Genomic DNA, 16,037 nt, shown 5'->3' with positions numbered 1-16,037 from the left:
GGGTGGTTTGTACGCCCCATTCGCGGCCCTGTCCAAGCCACGAAAAAGACCACGATTCGGTATCAAGAATCGGGGGCTGCACCCGCCACGCCATCAACCCGAGAGATGCAGAAAACAAGAAGCCCCGCCGCCCAAAAAAGCAACGAGGCCGAAGTGTCCCAATCCGAGGCCACCGCGGAACCGGCTCCGCCGGGCCGCCAGTGGCGCCCCCTGGGGGGTGACGCCGAAGGCGGCGCGGGGGTACGTTATTTGGCGGTGGGCATCACGAATTCAGCGCCCTTGCCAATCGACTCGGGCCAGCGCTGCATGATCGATTTCTGCTTGGTGTAGAAGCGCACGCCCTCTTCGCCGTAGGCGTGCATGTCGCCGAACAGGCTCTTCTTCCAGCCACCGAAACCCTGCCAGGCCATGGGCACGGGGATCGGCACATTGATGCCGACCATGCCCACCTGGATGCGGCGGGCGAACTCACGCGCCACGTTGCCGTCGCGCGTGAAGCAGCTGGTGCCGTTGCCGAACTCGTGGGCGTTGATCAGGTTCACCGCCTCGGCGAAATCGTGCACGCGCACGCAGCTGAGCACCGGGCCGAAGATCTCTTCCTTGTAGATGCGCATCTCGGGGGTCACGTTGTCGAACAGCGTACCGCCCATCCAGAAACCGCCTTCGCAACCCTCGCCGGGCTGCTTCGCATCGAACTGGCGACCGTCCACCAGCAGCTCGGCGCCTTCGGCCGCGCCCACCTCGATGTAGCCCGTGATGCGCTGGTGCGCGGCGGCGGTCACGATGGGGCCCATCTCGGCGGCGAGGTTGGTGCCGTTGAGCACCTTCAGCGCTTTCGTGCGCTCGATCAGCTTGGGCATGATCTTGTCGGCCACGTCGCCCACCAGCACCGCCACGCTGATGGCCATGCAGCGCTCGCCGGCCGAGCCGTAGGCCGCGCCGATCAGCGCGTCCACCGCCTGGTCGAGGTCGGCGTCGGGCATGACCACCATGTGGTTCTTCGCGCCGCCCAGGGCCTGCACGCGCTTGCCGTGGTGGGCGCCGGTCTCGTAGATGTAGTTCGCAATGGGGGTGGAGCCGACGAAGCTGATGGCCTTCACGTCCGGGTGCACCAGCAGCGCGTCCACGGCTTCCTTGTCGCCCTGGACCACGTTGAACACGCCGTCGGGCAGGCCGGCCTGCTTCAACAGATCGGCCATGAACAGGCTGGCGCTGGGGTCGATCGGGCTGGGCTTCAGGACGAAGGTGTTGCCCGCGGCGATGGCCACCGGGAACATCCACATGGGCACCATCACGGGGAAGTTGAACGGCGTGATGCCGGCCACCACGCCCAGCGCCTGGCGGATGGTCCAGTTGTCCATGCCGGTGGAGACCTGGTCGGTGAAGTCGCCCTTGAGCAGCTGCGGGATGCCGCAGGCGAATTCGATGATGTCGATGCCGCGCGCCACCTCGCCCTGCGCGTCGGTGAAGACCTTGCCGTGTTCGGCGGTGATCAGGTGGGCCAGCGTGTCCTTGTGCTGGTTCACCAGTTCCAGGAACTTGAACATCACGCGCGCGCGGCGGATCGGCGGCGTGTCCGACCAGGCGGGGAAGGCGGCCTGCGCTGCCGCCACGGCCGTGTCCACGTCGGCGGCACTGGCCAGCGATACGCGGCCGGTGACGGCGCCGGTGGCGGGGTTGAACACGTCCTGCGCGCGGGGGGAAGTGCCGGCTGCGCGGGCGCCAGCGATGTAGTGGGTGATGGCGGTGGTCATGGTGTGTCTCGCTGAAGGATGGACATCGGTTTCTGAGCTGCCTTGCCAGTGTAGGAACCGACCTCTCTCGATACAAGGCCGGAAAGCTGAATTGATTGTTCAGTATGGTGAACAATACGGCCCATGAACCCACCGAAGATCCACGAACGGCATCAAGAGCTCTGGGGCCACTTCCACTGGCTGGGCGTGTTGGCCCAGCAGGGCAGCTACACGGCGGCGGCCGCGCGGCTGGGCGTGAGCAAGGCGGCGGTGAGCCAGCGCATCGCCGAGCTGGAGCGCATGGCGGGCGTGGCGCTGGTGCAGCGCACCACGCGCAGCGTGCGCCTGACCGAGGCCGGCCAGCGGCTGGTGGACGACACCCGGGCCTCGTTCGAGCACATCGCGCAGTGTTTCGCCCAGGTGCGCGACGCGGCTGGTGAGCCACGCGGCCTGCTGCGCGTGACGGCGCCGGTGGCGTTTGCCCGCCAGCAACTGGTGCCGCGCCTGGCCGGTTTCCTGCGCCAGTACCCCGAGGTGCGGCTGGAGCTGAACCTGTCGGACCACCTGAGTTCGCTGGCCACCGAGGGCTTCGATCTGGCGATCCGCCACACCGCCAACCCACCCGACACGCACGTGGCCTGGACGCTGTGCGCCACGCGCTCGGTGCTGGTGGCCAGCCGCGCCTACCTGCGCCGCCAGGGCACGCCGCAGCGGCCCGCCGACCTGACGCAGCACAACTGCCTGCACTACCCGCGCTCGCAGGACACGCCGGCCTGGACGCTGGAGCCGCTCACGCCCCAGGCCGGTGCCGAGCGGGTGACCGTGCAGGTGTCGGGTTCGCTGGCGGCCAACAACAGCGAGGCGCTGCGCGACGCCGCGCTGAGCGGGCTGGGCATTGCGCTGCTGCCCGACTTCAGCGCCCAGGCCAGCCTGCTCGCGGGCAAGCTGGTGCAGGTGCTCCCCGGCTGGAAACCGGTGGGCGCCTTCGCCGAACAGCTCTACGCGATCCGCCCCTATTCGGCCCACGTGCCGCGCGCGGTGACGGCCCTGGTGGCCTATCTGCGGGAGGCGCTGGCGCCGGGGTTTGGTTTGTAGCGTGAACACCCCTGCGGCACGGGCGGCTTGCGTCCACCCGCTAAGCTCCCCACATGGATTCACTGACCCAGATCGCGCTTGGTTCGGCCGTGAGCGTGGCCGTCATGGGACGCCGCACCGCCGTGTGGAAGGCGGCGCTCTGGGGCGCCGTGGCCGGCACCCTGCCCGACCTTGATGCCTTCATCGACCACGGCGACGCCATGCTCAACATGACGCGCCACCGCGCCGAAAGCCACGCGCTGTTCTTCCTGACGCTGGCCGCGCCGCTGCTGGCCTGGGCCGTGGCGCGCCTGCATGGCGAAGCGGCCGGGTTCAAGCGCCGGGCCGCCCCAAGCGAGAACCGCACCCCCTTGGGGGGCAGCGGCGGAGCGTGGGGGCGTTGGACACTCGCGCTCTGGCTGGCGCTCATCACCCACCCGCTGCTCGACGCCATGACGGTCTACGGCACGCAGCTGCTGCAGCCCTTCACCGACCACCCCTACGGCGTGGGCAGCGTCTTCATCATCGACCCGGCCTACACCGTGCCGCTGATCGTGGGCGTGGTCGCGGCCATGCGCTTGAAAAACACGCGCGGCCTGCGCTGGAACGCCGCGTGCCTGGTGCTCAGCACGCTCTACCTGGTCTGGGGCGTGGTCGCGCAGCAGCATGTGGAGCGCATCGCACGCGACTCGCTGCGGCAAAACGGCATTCACCCGCAGGGCCTGCTCGTCACCCCCGCGCCCTTCAACACGGTGCTCTGGCGCCTGGTGGCCGTCACGCCCACGCGGTATTTCGAAGGCCACTACTCGCTGCTGGACGCCCAGCCCACCCTGCGCTGGACCGCGCACGAACGGGGCGCCGCGCTGATCGCCGCGCACGGCAGCGAACCGGCGGTGGCGCGCATGGCGGCGTTCACCCATGGCTTCTACAGCCTCTCGGAAACCGACGGCCACCTGTTCGTGACCGACCTGCGCATGGGCCAGGAACCCGCCTACACCTTCCGCTTCAACCTGGGCAGCGCCACGGCGCGGGCCAACGGCGGCCATCGGCCCACGCTCGAAGGCATGCGCCCCGACCTAGGCACCGCCCTGCCCTGGTTGTGGCAGCGTCTGCTGGGGAACGACACCCCGCCACCCTGGCAAGTGACGCAGGGCGGCCGCGCCGGGTAGGTGCGCCCCGCGTCCCGTGGGCAGCCACGGTGGCTTGCCCGAAACCGCTGGGCGCGGCACGATGCAGCCGGCTTGAGCCATTCACCCCCAACCGGAGACAAACCATGATCAAGGTCAGCGTGATGTACCCCAACACCCCCGGCACGCACTTCAACCACGACTACTACCGCGACAAACACATGCCGCTGGTGAAGTCCCGCCTGGGCAAGCATCTGCTGTACTACACGGTGGACAAAGGACTGGCCGGCGCCGAGCCGCTCTACGCCGCCTGCGGCCACCTGTTCTGCCCCTCGGTGGAAGCGTTCCAGGCCGGGTTCGGGCCGCACACGAAAGAGATCATGGGCGACATTCCGAACTACACCGACATCGCGCCGGTGATCCAGATCAGCGAAGTGGTGGTCGCCAAACCCTGAACGCTCAGCGGTTGAAGGCCGCTCAGCGCTCCTGCAGCGCGAGCTGGGCGCCCAGCCCGGCGAAGGCCGCGGCAAAACCCCGGCGCAGCCAGGCCTGCACGCGCGCCGACTCGATGACGGCCTTGCGAAACGCGTGGGCCAGCAGGCCATAGGCCACGAACACCGCAAACGTCATGGCCATGAACACAGCGCTCAGCAGCAGCAGGGCCGCCAGCGGCGAGGCGGCCGCTGGGTCCACGAACTGCGGCAGAAAGGCCAGGAAGAAGATGGTCAGCTTGGGGTTGAGGATGTTGAGCAGGAAGGCCTTGAACACGATGCTCCGGCCCGAGCGCTGCGCGGCCTGCCCGTCCACGGCGAACGCGCCGCGGTCCTTCCAGGTGGCCCAGGCCACGTAGAACAGATAGGCCACACCCGCGTAACGCAGCACCTCGAACGCCAGCGCGCTGGTGTGCATGACCGCCGCCAGGCCCAGGATGGTGGCCAGCAGATGCGGCACGATGCCCAGCGTGCAGCCCAGCGAAGCCAGCACGCCCGCCCGCCGCCCCTGCAGCAGCGCGGTGGACACGGTGAAGATCACCCCGGTGCCGGGAATGAGCACCACGATGAGCGAGGTGATGAGGAATTCAAGACCGATCATGAGCATGCCCTTCTGACGTATTGAACCTGGCGGAGCGATAGCGCCACATGATGCCCGATGTGCGGCCGCTGCGACAGCGCCCTCGAAGCGTCAAAGCGTGACGCGCCGGTCCGGGAAGGCATTTCCCCTTTCAAGCCATCAGCAAGGTGAACACGATGATCACCAGCCCGAGCCCCAGGTTGATACCCACCCAGGTGCGGATGGACGCGAGCGCCGCGCCGCCCGCGGGCCAGTCGCTGGCCAGCACGGCGCGGCTCAGGCGCTTGAACAGTGCGAACCGGATGTGGCCGAAGATGGCCATCATCACGATGCCGAGCGTGGCCATGATGGTCCAGTCCAGGGGCATGTTGAAGGCCAGCCCGGCCTGTGCCGACTCTTTGGCCAGGCGGGCGATCATCCACAGCCCCGTGACCAGCACCAGCAGCACGGCGACCAGCACGGCGGCGAAGAAGCGCTGCAGGGTCGCGTACATCAGGCGCACGCGCAGCGGTGGCTCCAGCTGCAGCGCGGCCGGGCGCAGAAAGAAGTGGGCGAACACCATGCCGCCGACCCACACGATGATGGCGAGAACGTGGAGCAGTTTGAGCGTCGCGTAGATCATGGTTGTAGAGGTGTGGGTCGAATGGATGGTCTGGAACCGCAACACCCGCGTGCAACGACGAATGCAGCGGCATCGTAGCAAAGGGTGCGCGAACGTGCACCGACCCATTCGGTTTTCTGCATGCCTGATGCGTGAGATCTGTATTTCTCGCCAGCCGGCATCGACTCCATACTGCGATCGGGCCTTGCCCCCACACAACCAACGACCGGAGACAACATGTTCATCAATCGCCGAGCCTTCGTGGGCTTGCTGGGCGCATCCAGCCTCGCCTTCCCTTCCCTGGCGCAAGCCATGAACCTACGCATCCTGGTCGGCTACGCAGCCGGTGGCGCCGTCGACGTGGTAGCCCGCGCCGTGGCCGAAGGCCTGCGCGACACGGGCTACACCGTGATCGTTGAAAACAAGGCGGGGGCCTCAGGTCGCCTCGCCACCGAAGCCCTGCTGGCCGCGCCCGCCGACGGCACCACATTGATTCTGGCGCCTCAAGGCAACCTGACCTTGTATCCACACGTGGTCAAGGCGAAGTTCGATCCGCTCAAGGAACTCACGCCCATCGCCCCGGCCTGCCGCATGAGCTTTGCGCTGGCCGTGGGCGCAAGCAGCCCAGCCACCAGCCTGCAGGATTTCCTGGCACAGGCGGCCAGGACGCCGGCCATGGCCTCCTTTGGCACACCTGGCGCAGGCACCGCCATGCAATTCATCGGCACCTTGCTGGGCAAGCACGCCAACTTCTCTTTCACCCACGTGGCCTACAAGGGCGGGTCGGCCGCCGTGACCGACACCGTGGGCGGCCATTTGCCGGCCGTGATCACCACGACACCCAACCTGCTGCCCATGCACCGCAGCGGGCAACTGCGCATCCTCGCGATATCGGACGACGTACCCAATGCGGCGCTCCCGGGGGTGCCGACCTTCAAAGCGGCAGGTTTCCCGGACTTGAGCATCAGCGAGTCGTTTGCCTTCTTTGCACGCCGTGGCACCACACCGGCGCTGGTTTCCCAACTCAACCAGGCCATCGGCGCCGCGGTGAGGTCGCCCAAGGTGTCACAAGTGCTGGAGAAAGCCGAATTCACCCCGCTGACCATGAGCCCCGAAGCCATGGACAAGCAACTGCGGGCTGAACACGCCCGTTGGGCGCGCGTCGTCCAGTCGGTGGGCTACACGCCGGAAAACTGAGCCGCTGGCTCACCCCCTCAGGAGATACCGTGCCCCGTCAAAACCTGGTGGTGATCATGTCCGATGAACATGATCCGAGAGTCATGGGCTGTGCCGGCCACCCAGTGGCCCAAACGCCCCACCTGGACGCGCTGGCCGCCCGCGGCACCCGCTTCACCCAGGCCTACACCCCAAGCCCGATCTGTGTGCCCGCACGCGCCGCTTTTGCCACTGGCCTGCGCGTGCACCAGACGCGCCACTGGGACAACGCCATGCCCTACACCGGCGCGCCACGCGGCTGGGGTTATGTGCTGCAGCGGCACCGGGTTCGCGTCGAGAGCATTGGCAAGCTGCACTACCGCAGTGACGAAGACCCCGCCGGATTCGACCTCGAGCACATTCCCATGCACGTCGTCGGTGGCCACGGCATGGTCTGGGCATCGATCCGGGACCCCTACGTCAGCAGCCCCAACGGCAAACGCATGCTGGGTGATCGCATCGGCGGCGGCGAGTCGCACTACACCTCGTACGACCGGTCCGTCACCGAACGCTCGGTGCAATGGCTGCAGGCAGCGGCGCAGCAGCCGCAGCAGCCCTTCGTGCTCTATGTCGGCCTGGTGGCACCCCACTTCCCCCTGATCGCACCCCAGGCGTTCTTCGACCTGTACCCGCTGGACCACCTGCCCACGCCCAAACTGCACCCGGCTGACGGGTACCAGCGGCACCCCTGGGTGCAGGACTACGCCGCCTTCATGGACAACGAGGATCAGTTCGAGTCGCCCGAAGAACGCCTGCGCGCCTTCGCCGCCTACTACGGCCTGTGCAGCTTCCTGGACCACAACGTGGGCCAGATCCTCGACGCGCTGCGCGAAGCCGGGCTGGAAGACAGCACCACCGTCGTCTACACCTCCGACCACGGCGACAACCTGGGCACGCGTGGCCTGTGGGGAAAGTCCACCCTGTACCAGGAGAGCGTGCGTGTGCCCATGATCCTGGCCGGGCCGGGTGTGGCGCCTGCGGTGTGCGACACGCCCGTGGACCTGCTGGACCTGTTTCCGACCATCCTGGAAGGCACGGGCATTGACCCGGCCCCAGAAATGGGCGAACGCCCCGGGCGGTCGCTGTTCGCGCTGGCCGCTGGCGCGCCCCAGCCAGAGCGTGTGGTGTTCAGCGAATACCACGCCGCTGGCAGCAACACCGCCGGTTTCATGGTGCGCAAGGGGCGCTGGAAGTTCCACTACTACGTGCGCCACCGGCCTGAACTGTTCGATCTGGACGACGATCCTGAGGAATTGCACGATCTCGCCGGCGACCCCGCACACAGCGGGGTCGTGCAGGCCATGGAAGCCGAACTGCGCCGCATCTGCGACCCCGAAGCGGTGGATGCGCTGGCCAAGGCCGATCAGGCGGCCATGATCGAGCGCCTGGGCGGCCAGGCGGTGGCGGCCACACTGGGTTCGGGCGGTGCCACGCCGGTACCGACAGCGGCCCTGGTGCCAGCCGTTTCGGTCTGAGCACCGCGCCCAGTGTGTCGCGGTAGAGTGACTCCATGACGCTCAGGCAACTGAAGTACTTCGTTGAAATCGCACGCGCCGGCAGCATCACCACCGCCGCCAATACCCTGCACATCGCCCAGCCGGCCCTCAGCCACCACGTGGCGGCGATGGAAGAAGAAATGGGGGCGCCGCTTTTGACGCGCCATGCCCGCGGCGTCGAGCTGACCGCGGAGGGACGGCGCCTGCTGGACCGTGCAACTTCCATCCTGCGTCAGATCGACAGCATCAAGGACGACGTGCGCGGTTCGGCCAGCGAAGCACGCGGCAACGTCAGCCTCTGTCTGGTGGGCTCGGTGGCGCCGGTGCTGGCCGTCCCGCTGTTCCGCGCCCTGAGGGAACGTGCTCCTGCGGTACAGCTGCAGCTGAGTACGGGCATGTCGCGCGAGGCGCGCGCTCTGGTGGAGGCACGTCGGGTCGATCTGGCGCTGCTGCCCATCGCCTCGGAGATCTCGCGCCTGGAAGCGATTCCGCTCTTCGAAGAGCGCTTTTTCCTCTTCGGCGCCGCCCGCACCTGGGGCGTCGAATCGGGCCCCATCCGCTTTGCCGACATCGGTGACCGCCCGCTGGTGGCGCCCGACCGCGAGCACGATCTGCGCAAACTCATAGAGCGCACCGCCCTCTCGCTGGGGTGCCCGCTGAACGTGCGCTACGAACTCAACAACCCCGAGCTGTACCGCGACATGGTCAGCGAAGGCCTGGCCTGCGCGGTGATGCCGCGCAACGCATTGGCCGCATCCGCTTCAGCGGGGGTGGTGGCCCGCGAAATCACCGAACCGGCCATCGAACGCACCCAGAGCCTGGTGTGGCTGGTGGACCATCCCCTGACCCCGGCCGGGGAAGCCGTGCGCAGCGCCCTGGTGGAAGTGGTCGGCACGCTGATCGACAATGGCGCCCTGCTGGCCAGAAAGCTCCCCTGAAACCATCCACCTTGTTGCGCCAAGAGCTCCTGTCCGTGCTGCTGGATTCAGCGGGCATCCTCAACGCGCAACGCGTGTACCAACCAGCGCACTGCGGGCACGCGACTCACAAGTCGGTTGTCACGCCGTAGGCATCGCGACGCTGCAGCTTGTAAGGCGGCAAGCCCTTGAGCATGCGCCGGCCATAGTTCTGGCGCAGCAAGCGCGCGTCGTAACAAACCACCACCGCTTCGTCGGTCTCGCTGCGCAGGGCCCGGCCGGTCCATTGCAGCAGGCGCGCGCCGGTGGCGGGCACCACGAGTTCGCTGAACGGGTCGCGGCCCTGGGCCTTGAGCCAGTCAGCGCGCGCCTGGCCCACGGGGTCGCTGGGCGAGGCGAACGGCAGCTTGGTGATGAACACCCACTCGCAGAGTTCGCCGGGCAGGTCCAGCCCTTCGCCGAACGACTGCAGACCGAACAGGATGGACGGCTCACCGGCCTGCACGCGCTCGGTGTGGCGGCGCAGCAGTTGCGTGCGCGAGGCCTCGCCCTGCGCCAACACCGCCCCGCGCAGATCGCTGTGCAGGCCACGCTCCAGCAGTTCCTGCGCACGCCGCATCTGCGCCCTGGAGGTGAACAGCACCAACGCGCCGCGCTGCACGGCGGCCAGATCGCTCATGAGCGCGTCCAGCATTTCGCGGGTGTAGGCCTCCACGTCTTTCGGGTCGGCCCGGGTCTGCACCACGACCAGCCGGCCCTGGCGCGCGTGGTCGAACGGGCTTTGCACTTCGCGGGCCACCACGGCGTCGTCGTACGCCAGGCCGGACTCGTGCAGGAAGTGCTCGAAGCCGCCGCAGGTGACGAGCGAGGCCGAGGTGACGACGGCCGCGCGCACCTTGTTCCAGAGCTGGTTGCGCAACAGGCTGCCGGGCTGCAGCGGGCAGGCGTGGGCGGTGAGCGTGACCAGGCCGTGCTGGATGCCGGCTTCGAGCCATTTGGCCAGCGGCGCCTGGCCGGCGGCCGGGTCCTGCAGCCAGAGTTCGGCCGTGGCCTGCGCGTGCTGCAGGCGCGGCGCGAGCACGCCCAGGCGGCTATAAAGCTTGGCGCAGCGCGCCGCGTCGCCCGGGTTGTCGCGCGCGTTGGCCTTGAGCTGGGTGGCCAGCGCCTCCATCACTTTGAGCAGGGCGCTGGCGCGGCTGTGCAGTTGCGCCACCGTTTCCAGCCACTCGGGCGGCAGCGCGCCGCCTTCAAAACGATCGACCACCGGTGGCGCTTGGTACCCCCGTTCGGGCGGGGCCGCCTGGCGAAACCCGCCGCGCGCCGAGCCTCTGCCCCCTTCGGCGGGCTCGGGCGTGCGCCCGCGCCCGGTGAGCGCCAGCCACTCGGGCAGCGCGCCGATGCGCGCCATGGCCAGACGGGCCAGTTCGCCCTGCGCGGTCTTCAGTTCGCGCGCCAGCGTGGCCACGTCCACGCCCGGCGTGTGCTGCAGCGCGCCAGCCACTTCGTCCACCGCGCGCGGCAGGCGGTCCAGCCACTGGCTGCGCATCAGGTCCATGCTTTCGGTGAACTGCCCCTGCGCGACGGCGCCCAGGTGGTGCGCTTCGTCGAACACGAGGTAGCAGTCTTCGGGCGCGGGCAGCGCGTGCAGGCCCAAGGTGGAGAGCAGCAGGTCGTGGTTGACCACGATCACCTGCGATTGCGCGAGCCGGGCGCGCGCCTGGTAGTAGCTGCAGCTGTTGTAGCTCGGGCAGTGGCGCGCGGTGCAGGTGTGGCGCTCGGCGGCCACCGGGCCCCACAGCTCGCCTTCGGGCGGTTCGTCGAGCCGGTCGCGGTCGCCGTCCCAGCTGCCGGCGTCGAGCGAGGCCGTCCACTGCGCGTACTGTTGGGCGCGCTCGCTCCAGCGCTCGGCCGCGCGGGCGCTGGCGGCGGCGTTGGCCACGGTGCTGGCGGCCACCGCCGCGGGCGAGGCATCGGCGGCACCGAGCGCGTCGTCGCTCTCGAACAGGTCGGCGCTGGCGGCGTCGCCGCCGCTGAGCTGGTCGAGCTTGAGGCGGCACACGTAGCGTCCGCGCCCTTTGGCGAGCGCGAACGTGAACGGCTCGGGCAGCGCGGCGGCCAACGCGGGCAGGTCCTTGGCGATCAGCTGTTCCTGCAGCGCCACGGTGGCGGTGGAGATGATCACGCGCTTTTGTTGCGCCAGGGCCAGCGGGATCACGGTGGAGGCATAGGCCGCCGATTTGCCCACGCCGGTACCGGCCTGCACCACCGCGATGCCACGCTCGGGCAAGCCCGCCTCAGCGCTGACCGAGCCGTCGCCGAGCGACACGCCGCTGAGCGTGTGCGCGATCAGCGCGGCCATTTCGCGCTGGCCGGGGCGCGCGCGAAAGCCCGGGGCGTGCGAGACCATGTGGTCGAACGCGGCCAGGGCCAGCGCCTCGCGCGCCAGTGGACCGCCGGGCAACACATCGGGTTCGGCGGGTGGGGCTTCGGGGGATTCGGCGCTCTGGGTCATGCGGAAGAACAGGCAAACGGGGATTGTCACAGACCGCGGGTGTCTGGGCGGTGTGAAGGGCCGGTGTCCTGGGTTGCTGTGCGGCGGTCGTGCGGCGATCCGGCAGGGTCCCAGGCGGGGGCCTGGAATCGCTGTGCCAAGATGCGCGCCGCATCCATCGAAAGTATGCATACGGACCCGCCACGCCAGCCAGGGAAGCGAACACCATGAAGACCTACAAGAACCACCCACCCGTGCCCAAAGTCCTGCAAGAGGCGCTGAAGGAATACCCTGCGCTGATCGCGGACCTGGAAGAGGCGCTGACCGGTACCGGCGTGACGCTCTTCATGAGCAAGACGTTGCGGTACGACCAGTTCGAGCGGGCGATCGCGCTGCTGGAGGTTTGCCTTGAAAGCTATTGGTCCGATGCCACAGAAGAGGTCAAAGCAGCAGAGGCCACGGGGAATACCGCGCTGATCGCCAAGGCGAAAGAAAAAGAGATGCTGATGATCAATTGCCGCACGGACTCGCTGGGCCGAGGCGTGGGGGAATTGAAAGCATTTTTTGATTGATTTTGGAGCGTTTGAGCCATGGCACATGACTACCCAAAAATCGACCCGGATCTGCATCAGCAGATTCTGAACAACAAAGTCTTGCGGCAATCTCAATTCCAGAACGCCACCAGCCAGGAGCGCCCACGCGCCGTCATCATGGCGGGGCAACCTGGAGCGGGCAAAGGAAACCTGGTTGATGCCGCCAGGGCCGAGCTGGGAGGCAACGTTGTCACAGTCGATCCCGACAAGCTGCGTAGCTTTCATCCGCAAGCCCATGGCTTGCGCCAGCAACACCCCTACACCTGGTCGGGCCAGACCCATGGCGACGCCAGCCAATGGGCCACCGAGTTGCGGGACGCCGCCATCGGCGACCGCAAGAACATCATTCTGGACACCACCACGCCCAGGGTGGATGTCATCAAAGACCTGCAGGCCAGAGGCTACGACGTGGAGGTGCGCGCCATCGCCACGCACCGGATCGAGAGCGAACTCGGCGTGGATGCGCGGTTTACCGATCAATTGATGCGCAAGGGCCACGGCCGATACGTCCCCTCAGGCGTCCGGGACAACGTCTACCAGCAACTGCCACATCAACTCGACGCGGTCGCCCGCGAGACCGGCTCACCGATCCGCATCTACGACCGGGAGGGACAGCTGCACCACGACTCGCGCACCCGGCCCACGGTCTTGCCCAGCCAGGCCTTGGAAGCGGCGCGAGAAGGCCGTATGGGCTTCATTCGCGCGGCCGAGCTGGAGCGGTCCATCCACGACCAACGCCGTCTGCACCATGAGCTGCCCGAGCGTTTGCCCAACACCCAGGTGAACGCGCAGACAACCGCCACGCTCTTGCAGGAACGGCAGGCGCAAGCCGTCGAAAAGGGTTTGGGCGATCTCGCCACCGAGGCACGCGGCTCCAACCTGGCGGGCGCCACGCGCACCATGGGCAAAGGGCTGGGCATCGCCGGCACCGCCTACGGCGTCTACCAGGGCGTCAACGACACCCGCGACGCCATCGATCAGGCGCGCAGCAACCGCGAGCAGTGGGTGCGCGGCGCAGAGGCAGGCGCCGACGTGGCGACTCGCGGCACGGTGACGGGCCTGGCCGGGGCAGGGGGCGGAGCCCTGGGCGCGGCCGGTGGCGTGCTCACCAGCCCCGTCACCGGCCCCGTCGGCCCCATCGCCGGCGGCATCGTGGTGGGCGGAGCGGCCGGGGTATTGGCGGACCGGGCCTACGAAGACTCCCGCCTGCAGCAGTTCAGCAAGTACCTGGGCCGCGAGGTGGGCGAGCTGGGCTACGACCATGTGTCGCGCGAAGGCCGTCTGCTGCGCCAGGTCAACGGCTTGCGGGAAGACCTGGCCGCTGAAACCGACCCGTCCAAACGCGCGCAACTGGAAGACCGCCTGAGCCAGGCGAGCGGGCGGTTCGCCACCGAGGCCGAACGCAATGGCCGCTTCTTCGAAGGCAAGGCCGGCGTGGAAAGCACCTGGGAGAAAACCCATGCGCAGTACCCCCGGCTCGACAAGGACGACGTGAACGAGGCGCTGGCCCGGCACATCGACGCCGGCAAGCGCCCGGGCGAAGCGGCCAGCGCCGCCTACAGCGACGCGCTGCACGAGAAGTACCCGCGCGTTCGCCCGCACCAGCCGCTGGAGAACTACCGCGCCATGGGCAGCGAACAGCTGCTGGAGAAGCACCAGCACCACGCGGGCCAGATGGTGGAAGACAAACGCCGTGTGCTGGAACTCGCGGGCCAGAAGGATTCGCGCAACCACCTCGACAAAGGCTGGCCCCCGGCGCTGGCCGAGCAGCGCCAGGCCCAGCGGGTGCAGGACGGCCTGAACCGCCTCTGGAAAGACACCGGCCACGTCTCGGCGATCCGGGCTGCGCTCCAGGAGCGCGGCATTCCGGCGCCCGAGCTGCCTGCGGCTTTGCGAAAAAGCCCCGCGCAGGGCGGCCCGGGCACCCCTGCGCATGGCGCACCGCGTCAACTGAAACAGCACGACCGAGCTCAACTGGTGGTGGCAGAACCCGGCGGGTGTCAGCACCCAGGCGCGGCAAGCCCCTCGTTGTCGCCCCATCAGGCGCACCACGCCGGGCTGGCCCGCGCCCAGCTGGGCCCGCCGCTGGCCGCGCATGGGCACGGCCCGGAGCAGATCGAGCGCGTGAGCGCGGCCGCCGTGGCCCACGCCCAGCAATATGCGCACCGGGGTGCGGTGCAGGCGTTTCACCTGAGCCGGGACGCGCAGCTGGTGGCGGTGGTGCAGGAGCAGGCCCCGCTGAGCGAGTTCCGGGTGGACAGCGCCCTGCGCCAGAGCCCGGAGCAGCACCTGGAGCGCGCCCATGCGCTGGCGCAGTCCCAGGCGCAGGCCCAGGTGGGCGAACAGCCCCAGGCGCCCGGCCTTGGGCAGGAGGCGCCGGCGACCGCGCGCATGCGGGCCTGAGCGGGATCGGCCATGCACAATGGTCCGTCGACGAGGACCGCCCATGACCACCCGCCACCGCCCCCCACCCGCGCCGCGCGCCACCAGCCAGAAACTGCGCATCGACCTGGCCCTGCAGGGTGGTGGCTCACACGGCGCCTTCACCTGGGGCGTGCTGGACCGCCTGCTGGAAGAAGAGTGGCTGGAGATCGCGGCCGTCAGCGGCACCAGCGCGGGCGCCATGAACGCGGTGGCGCTGGCCGCCGGGCTGATGGAGGGCGGCCGCGAAGGCGCACGCGCCGGCCTGCGCCGCTTCTGGAAGCGGGTCGCCGACGCCTCGCCGTTCCACGCTTTGGGCGCGGGGTCGATGGCCCAGCTGTTCGGCCTGGGCCATCCGTGGCTGCAGGCGGTGGCTGCGCCCTGGCAGCACTTCGCGCAGTTCGTCGGCAGCCAGTTCTCGCCCTACCAGTTCAACCCGCTGAACCTGAACCCGCTGCGCGACATCCTGACCGACACGGTGGACTTCGAGCGCGTGCGCGCCTGCGACCGCACCCAGCTCTTCGTGGCCGCCACGCACGTGGCCACCGGCGACCTGCGCATCTTTCGCCAGCACGAGCTCACCGCCGACATGGTGCTGGCCTCGGCCTGCCTGCCGCTGCTGTTCCAGGCCGTGGAGATCGACGGCGAGGCCTACTGGGACGGTGGTTACGCCGGCAACCCCTCGCTGCTGCCGCTGATCAGCGAGACCTCGGCCGACGACCTTTTGCTGGTGCAGATCAACCCCAGCCGGCGCGAGGCCGTGCCCACCCAGGCCAGCGAGATCCTCGACCGCGCCAGCGAAGTCACCTTCAACGCCAGCCTGCTCAAGGAGCTGCGCACCATCGGCCTGCTCAAGGAACTGCTGCAGGAGGCCGGCCGCCCCGACAGCGCCTACCGGCGCCCGCTGTTCCAGCGCGTGGACGACCTGCGCCTGCACCGGCTCGACGCCGAAGTCGAGCTCGCGCAGTTCGGCGCCGCCAGCAAGACGCAGACCGGCTGGGCCTTTCTGTCCCAGTTGCACGACATCGGCCGCGCCGCGACCGACGCCTGGCTGCGCACGAACGGCCGGCACCTGGGCCAGCGCTCCACCTTCGAGCTGCCGCCGGCCTACACCGGCTAGCATGAAACACCCCCGCCGCGCTTCGCGCGACTCCCTCCAGGGGACGGCACTGGCCGTTCGTCCTGGGCCTGTCGAAGAGCAACCCGGCTGTGCCCTGGGCGGCGCACCCTGCCCACCCCACACACCATGACCCTGCTGTCGCCCTGGCTCGGGCTTGGCCTGATCGCCGCCGCCCTCC

General features: G+C 68.7%; 13 protein-coding genes. 9 read left to right on the top strand and 4 right to left on the bottom strand.

Translation table 11 applies throughout. The features are described from left to right. Positions 1 to 245: 245 nt before the first annotated feature. Positions 246 to 1,754 (bottom strand): CoA-acylating methylmalonate-semialdehyde dehydrogenase, encoded by a 1,509-nt coding sequence (locus KIH07_RS05885; protein WP_226491077.1) that lies wholly within the window; start codon positions 1,752 to 1,754, stop codon positions 246 to 248. Positions 1,755 to 1,877: 123 nt separating this feature from the next. Here KIH07_RS05885 and KIH07_RS05880 point away from each other — a divergent pair, with 123 nt between their 5' ends. The 3 genes from KIH07_RS05880 (at position 1,878) to KIH07_RS05870 (ending at position 4,389) form a co-directional block, all read left to right on the top strand. Then, positions 1,878 to 2,828 (top strand): LysR family transcriptional regulator, encoded by a 951-nt coding sequence (locus tag KIH07_RS05880; RefSeq protein ID WP_226491076.1) that lies wholly within the window; start codon positions 1,878 to 1,880, stop codon positions 2,826 to 2,828. 53 nt (positions 2,829 to 2,881) lie between these two features. Next, positions 2,882 to 3,976: a metal-dependent hydrolase gene (locus tag KIH07_RS05875; RefSeq protein ID WP_226491075.1), complete on the top strand. Its 1,095-nt coding sequence runs from the start codon at positions 2,882 to 2,884 to the stop codon at positions 3,974 to 3,976. 104 nt (positions 3,977 to 4,080) lie between these two features. After that, positions 4,081 to 4,389 carry an EthD family reductase gene (locus KIH07_RS05870; RefSeq protein WP_226491074.1) on the top strand — a complete coding sequence of 103 codons (309 nt, stop codon included), beginning with the start codon at positions 4,081 to 4,083 and terminating at the stop codon, positions 4,387 to 4,389. Between the two features lie 22 nt (positions 4,390 to 4,411). On the opposite strand, the gene KIH07_RS05865 is transcribed toward KIH07_RS05870, so the two are convergent. After that, positions 4,412 to 5,026, bottom strand: coding sequence for a LysE family translocator (locus tag KIH07_RS05865; RefSeq protein ID WP_226491073.1), 615 nt, complete (start codon positions 5,024 to 5,026; stop codon positions 4,412 to 4,414). A gap of 130 nt (positions 5,027 to 5,156) precedes the next feature. After that, positions 5,157 to 5,627, bottom strand: a complete 471-nt coding sequence (locus tag KIH07_RS05860) for a CopD family protein (protein ID WP_226491072.1) — start codon at positions 5,625 to 5,627, stop codon at positions 5,157 to 5,159. 216 nt (positions 5,628 to 5,843) lie between these two features. On the opposite strand from KIH07_RS05860, the gene KIH07_RS05855 reads away from it, so the two are divergent. The 3 genes from KIH07_RS05855 to KIH07_RS05845 are packed head-to-tail and all read left to right on the top strand — an operon-like array spanning position 5,844 to position 9,255. Continuing rightward, positions 5,844 to 6,803, top strand: coding sequence for a tripartite tricarboxylate transporter substrate-binding protein (locus tag KIH07_RS05855; protein ID WP_226491071.1), 960 nt, complete (start codon positions 5,844 to 5,846; stop codon positions 6,801 to 6,803). A 29-nt stretch (positions 6,804 to 6,832) separates the two neighbouring features. Beyond that, positions 6,833 to 8,296, top strand: a complete 1,464-nt coding sequence (locus KIH07_RS05850) for a sulfatase-like hydrolase/transferase (RefSeq protein WP_226491070.1) — start codon at positions 6,833 to 6,835, stop codon at positions 8,294 to 8,296. A gap of 35 nt (positions 8,297 to 8,331) precedes the next feature. After that, on the top strand, positions 8,332 to 9,255 hold the full coding sequence (locus KIH07_RS05845) for a LysR family transcriptional regulator (RefSeq protein WP_226491069.1): 924 nt from the start codon (positions 8,332 to 8,334) through the stop codon (positions 9,253 to 9,255). A gap of 106 nt (positions 9,256 to 9,361) precedes the next feature. Here the strand turns inward: KIH07_RS05845 and dinG are convergent, their stop codons facing one another. Beyond that, a complete protein-coding gene (gene dinG, locus KIH07_RS05840; protein ID WP_226491068.1) occupies positions 9,362 to 11,746 on the bottom strand; it encodes an ATP-dependent DNA helicase DinG in 2,385 nt (794 codons plus the stop codon). 206 nt (positions 11,747 to 11,952) lie between these two features. On the opposite strand from dinG, the gene KIH07_RS05835 reads away from it, so the two are divergent. The 3 genes from KIH07_RS05835 to KIH07_RS05825 are packed head-to-tail and all read left to right on the top strand — an operon-like array spanning position 11,953 to position 15,859. Next, complete coding sequence (locus KIH07_RS05835) at positions 11,953 to 12,297, top strand: hypothetical protein (protein WP_226491067.1); 345 nt, start codon at positions 11,953 to 11,955, stop codon at positions 12,295 to 12,297. 18 nt (positions 12,298 to 12,315) lie between these two features. Further along, positions 12,316 to 14,721, top strand: coding sequence for a zeta toxin family protein (locus KIH07_RS05830; protein WP_226491066.1), 2,406 nt, complete (start codon positions 12,316 to 12,318; stop codon positions 14,719 to 14,721). A 43-nt stretch (positions 14,722 to 14,764) separates the two neighbouring features. Further along, positions 14,765 to 15,859 (top strand): patatin-like phospholipase family protein, encoded by a 1,095-nt coding sequence (locus KIH07_RS05825; protein ID WP_226491065.1) that lies wholly within the window; start codon positions 14,765 to 14,767, stop codon positions 15,857 to 15,859. Positions 15,860 to 16,037: the final 178 nt, after the last annotated feature.

Source organism: Hydrogenophaga taeniospiralis, assembly GCF_020510445.1.
GTDB lineage: Bacteria > Pseudomonadota > Gammaproteobacteria > Burkholderiales > Burkholderiaceae_C > Hydrogenophaga.
This window is presented reverse-complemented; position numbering and strand designations above follow the sequence as displayed.

Excerpts from the sequence above, each read along its gene's own strand:
- KIH07_RS05885 (WP_226491077.1), bottom strand. The coding sequence starts at position 1,754 with ATGACCACCGCCATCACCCACTACATCGCTGGCGCCCGCGCAGCCGGC.
- KIH07_RS05880 (WP_226491076.1), top strand. The coding sequence starts at position 1,878 with ATGAACCCACCGAAGATCCACGAACGGCATCAAGAGCTCTGGGGCCAC.
- KIH07_RS05875 (WP_226491075.1), top strand. The coding sequence starts at position 2,882 with ATGGATTCACTGACCCAGATCGCGCTTGGTTCGGCCGTGAGCGTGGCC.
- KIH07_RS05870 (WP_226491074.1), top strand. The coding sequence starts at position 4,081 with ATGATCAAGGTCAGCGTGATGTACCCCAACACCCCCGGCACGCACTTC.
- KIH07_RS05865 (WP_226491073.1), bottom strand. The coding sequence starts at position 5,026 with ATGATCGGTCTTGAATTCCTCATCACCTCGCTCATCGTGGTGCTCATT.
- KIH07_RS05860 (WP_226491072.1), bottom strand. The coding sequence starts at position 5,627 with ATGATCTACGCGACGCTCAAACTGCTCCACGTTCTCGCCATCATCGTG.
- KIH07_RS05855 (WP_226491071.1), top strand. The coding sequence starts at position 5,844 with ATGTTCATCAATCGCCGAGCCTTCGTGGGCTTGCTGGGCGCATCCAGC.
- KIH07_RS05845 (WP_226491069.1), top strand. The coding sequence starts at position 8,332 with ATGACGCTCAGGCAACTGAAGTACTTCGTTGAAATCGCACGCGCCGGC.
- dinG (WP_226491068.1), bottom strand. The coding sequence starts at position 11,746 with ATGACCCAGAGCGCCGAATCCCCCGAAGCCCCACCCGCCGAACCCGAT.
- KIH07_RS05835 (WP_226491067.1), top strand. The coding sequence starts at position 11,953 with ATGAAGACCTACAAGAACCACCCACCCGTGCCCAAAGTCCTGCAAGAG.
- KIH07_RS05830 (WP_226491066.1), top strand. The coding sequence starts at position 12,316 with ATGGCACATGACTACCCAAAAATCGACCCGGATCTGCATCAGCAGATT.
- KIH07_RS05825 (WP_226491065.1), top strand. The coding sequence starts at position 14,765 with ATGACCACCCGCCACCGCCCCCCACCCGCGCCGCGCGCCACCAGCCAG.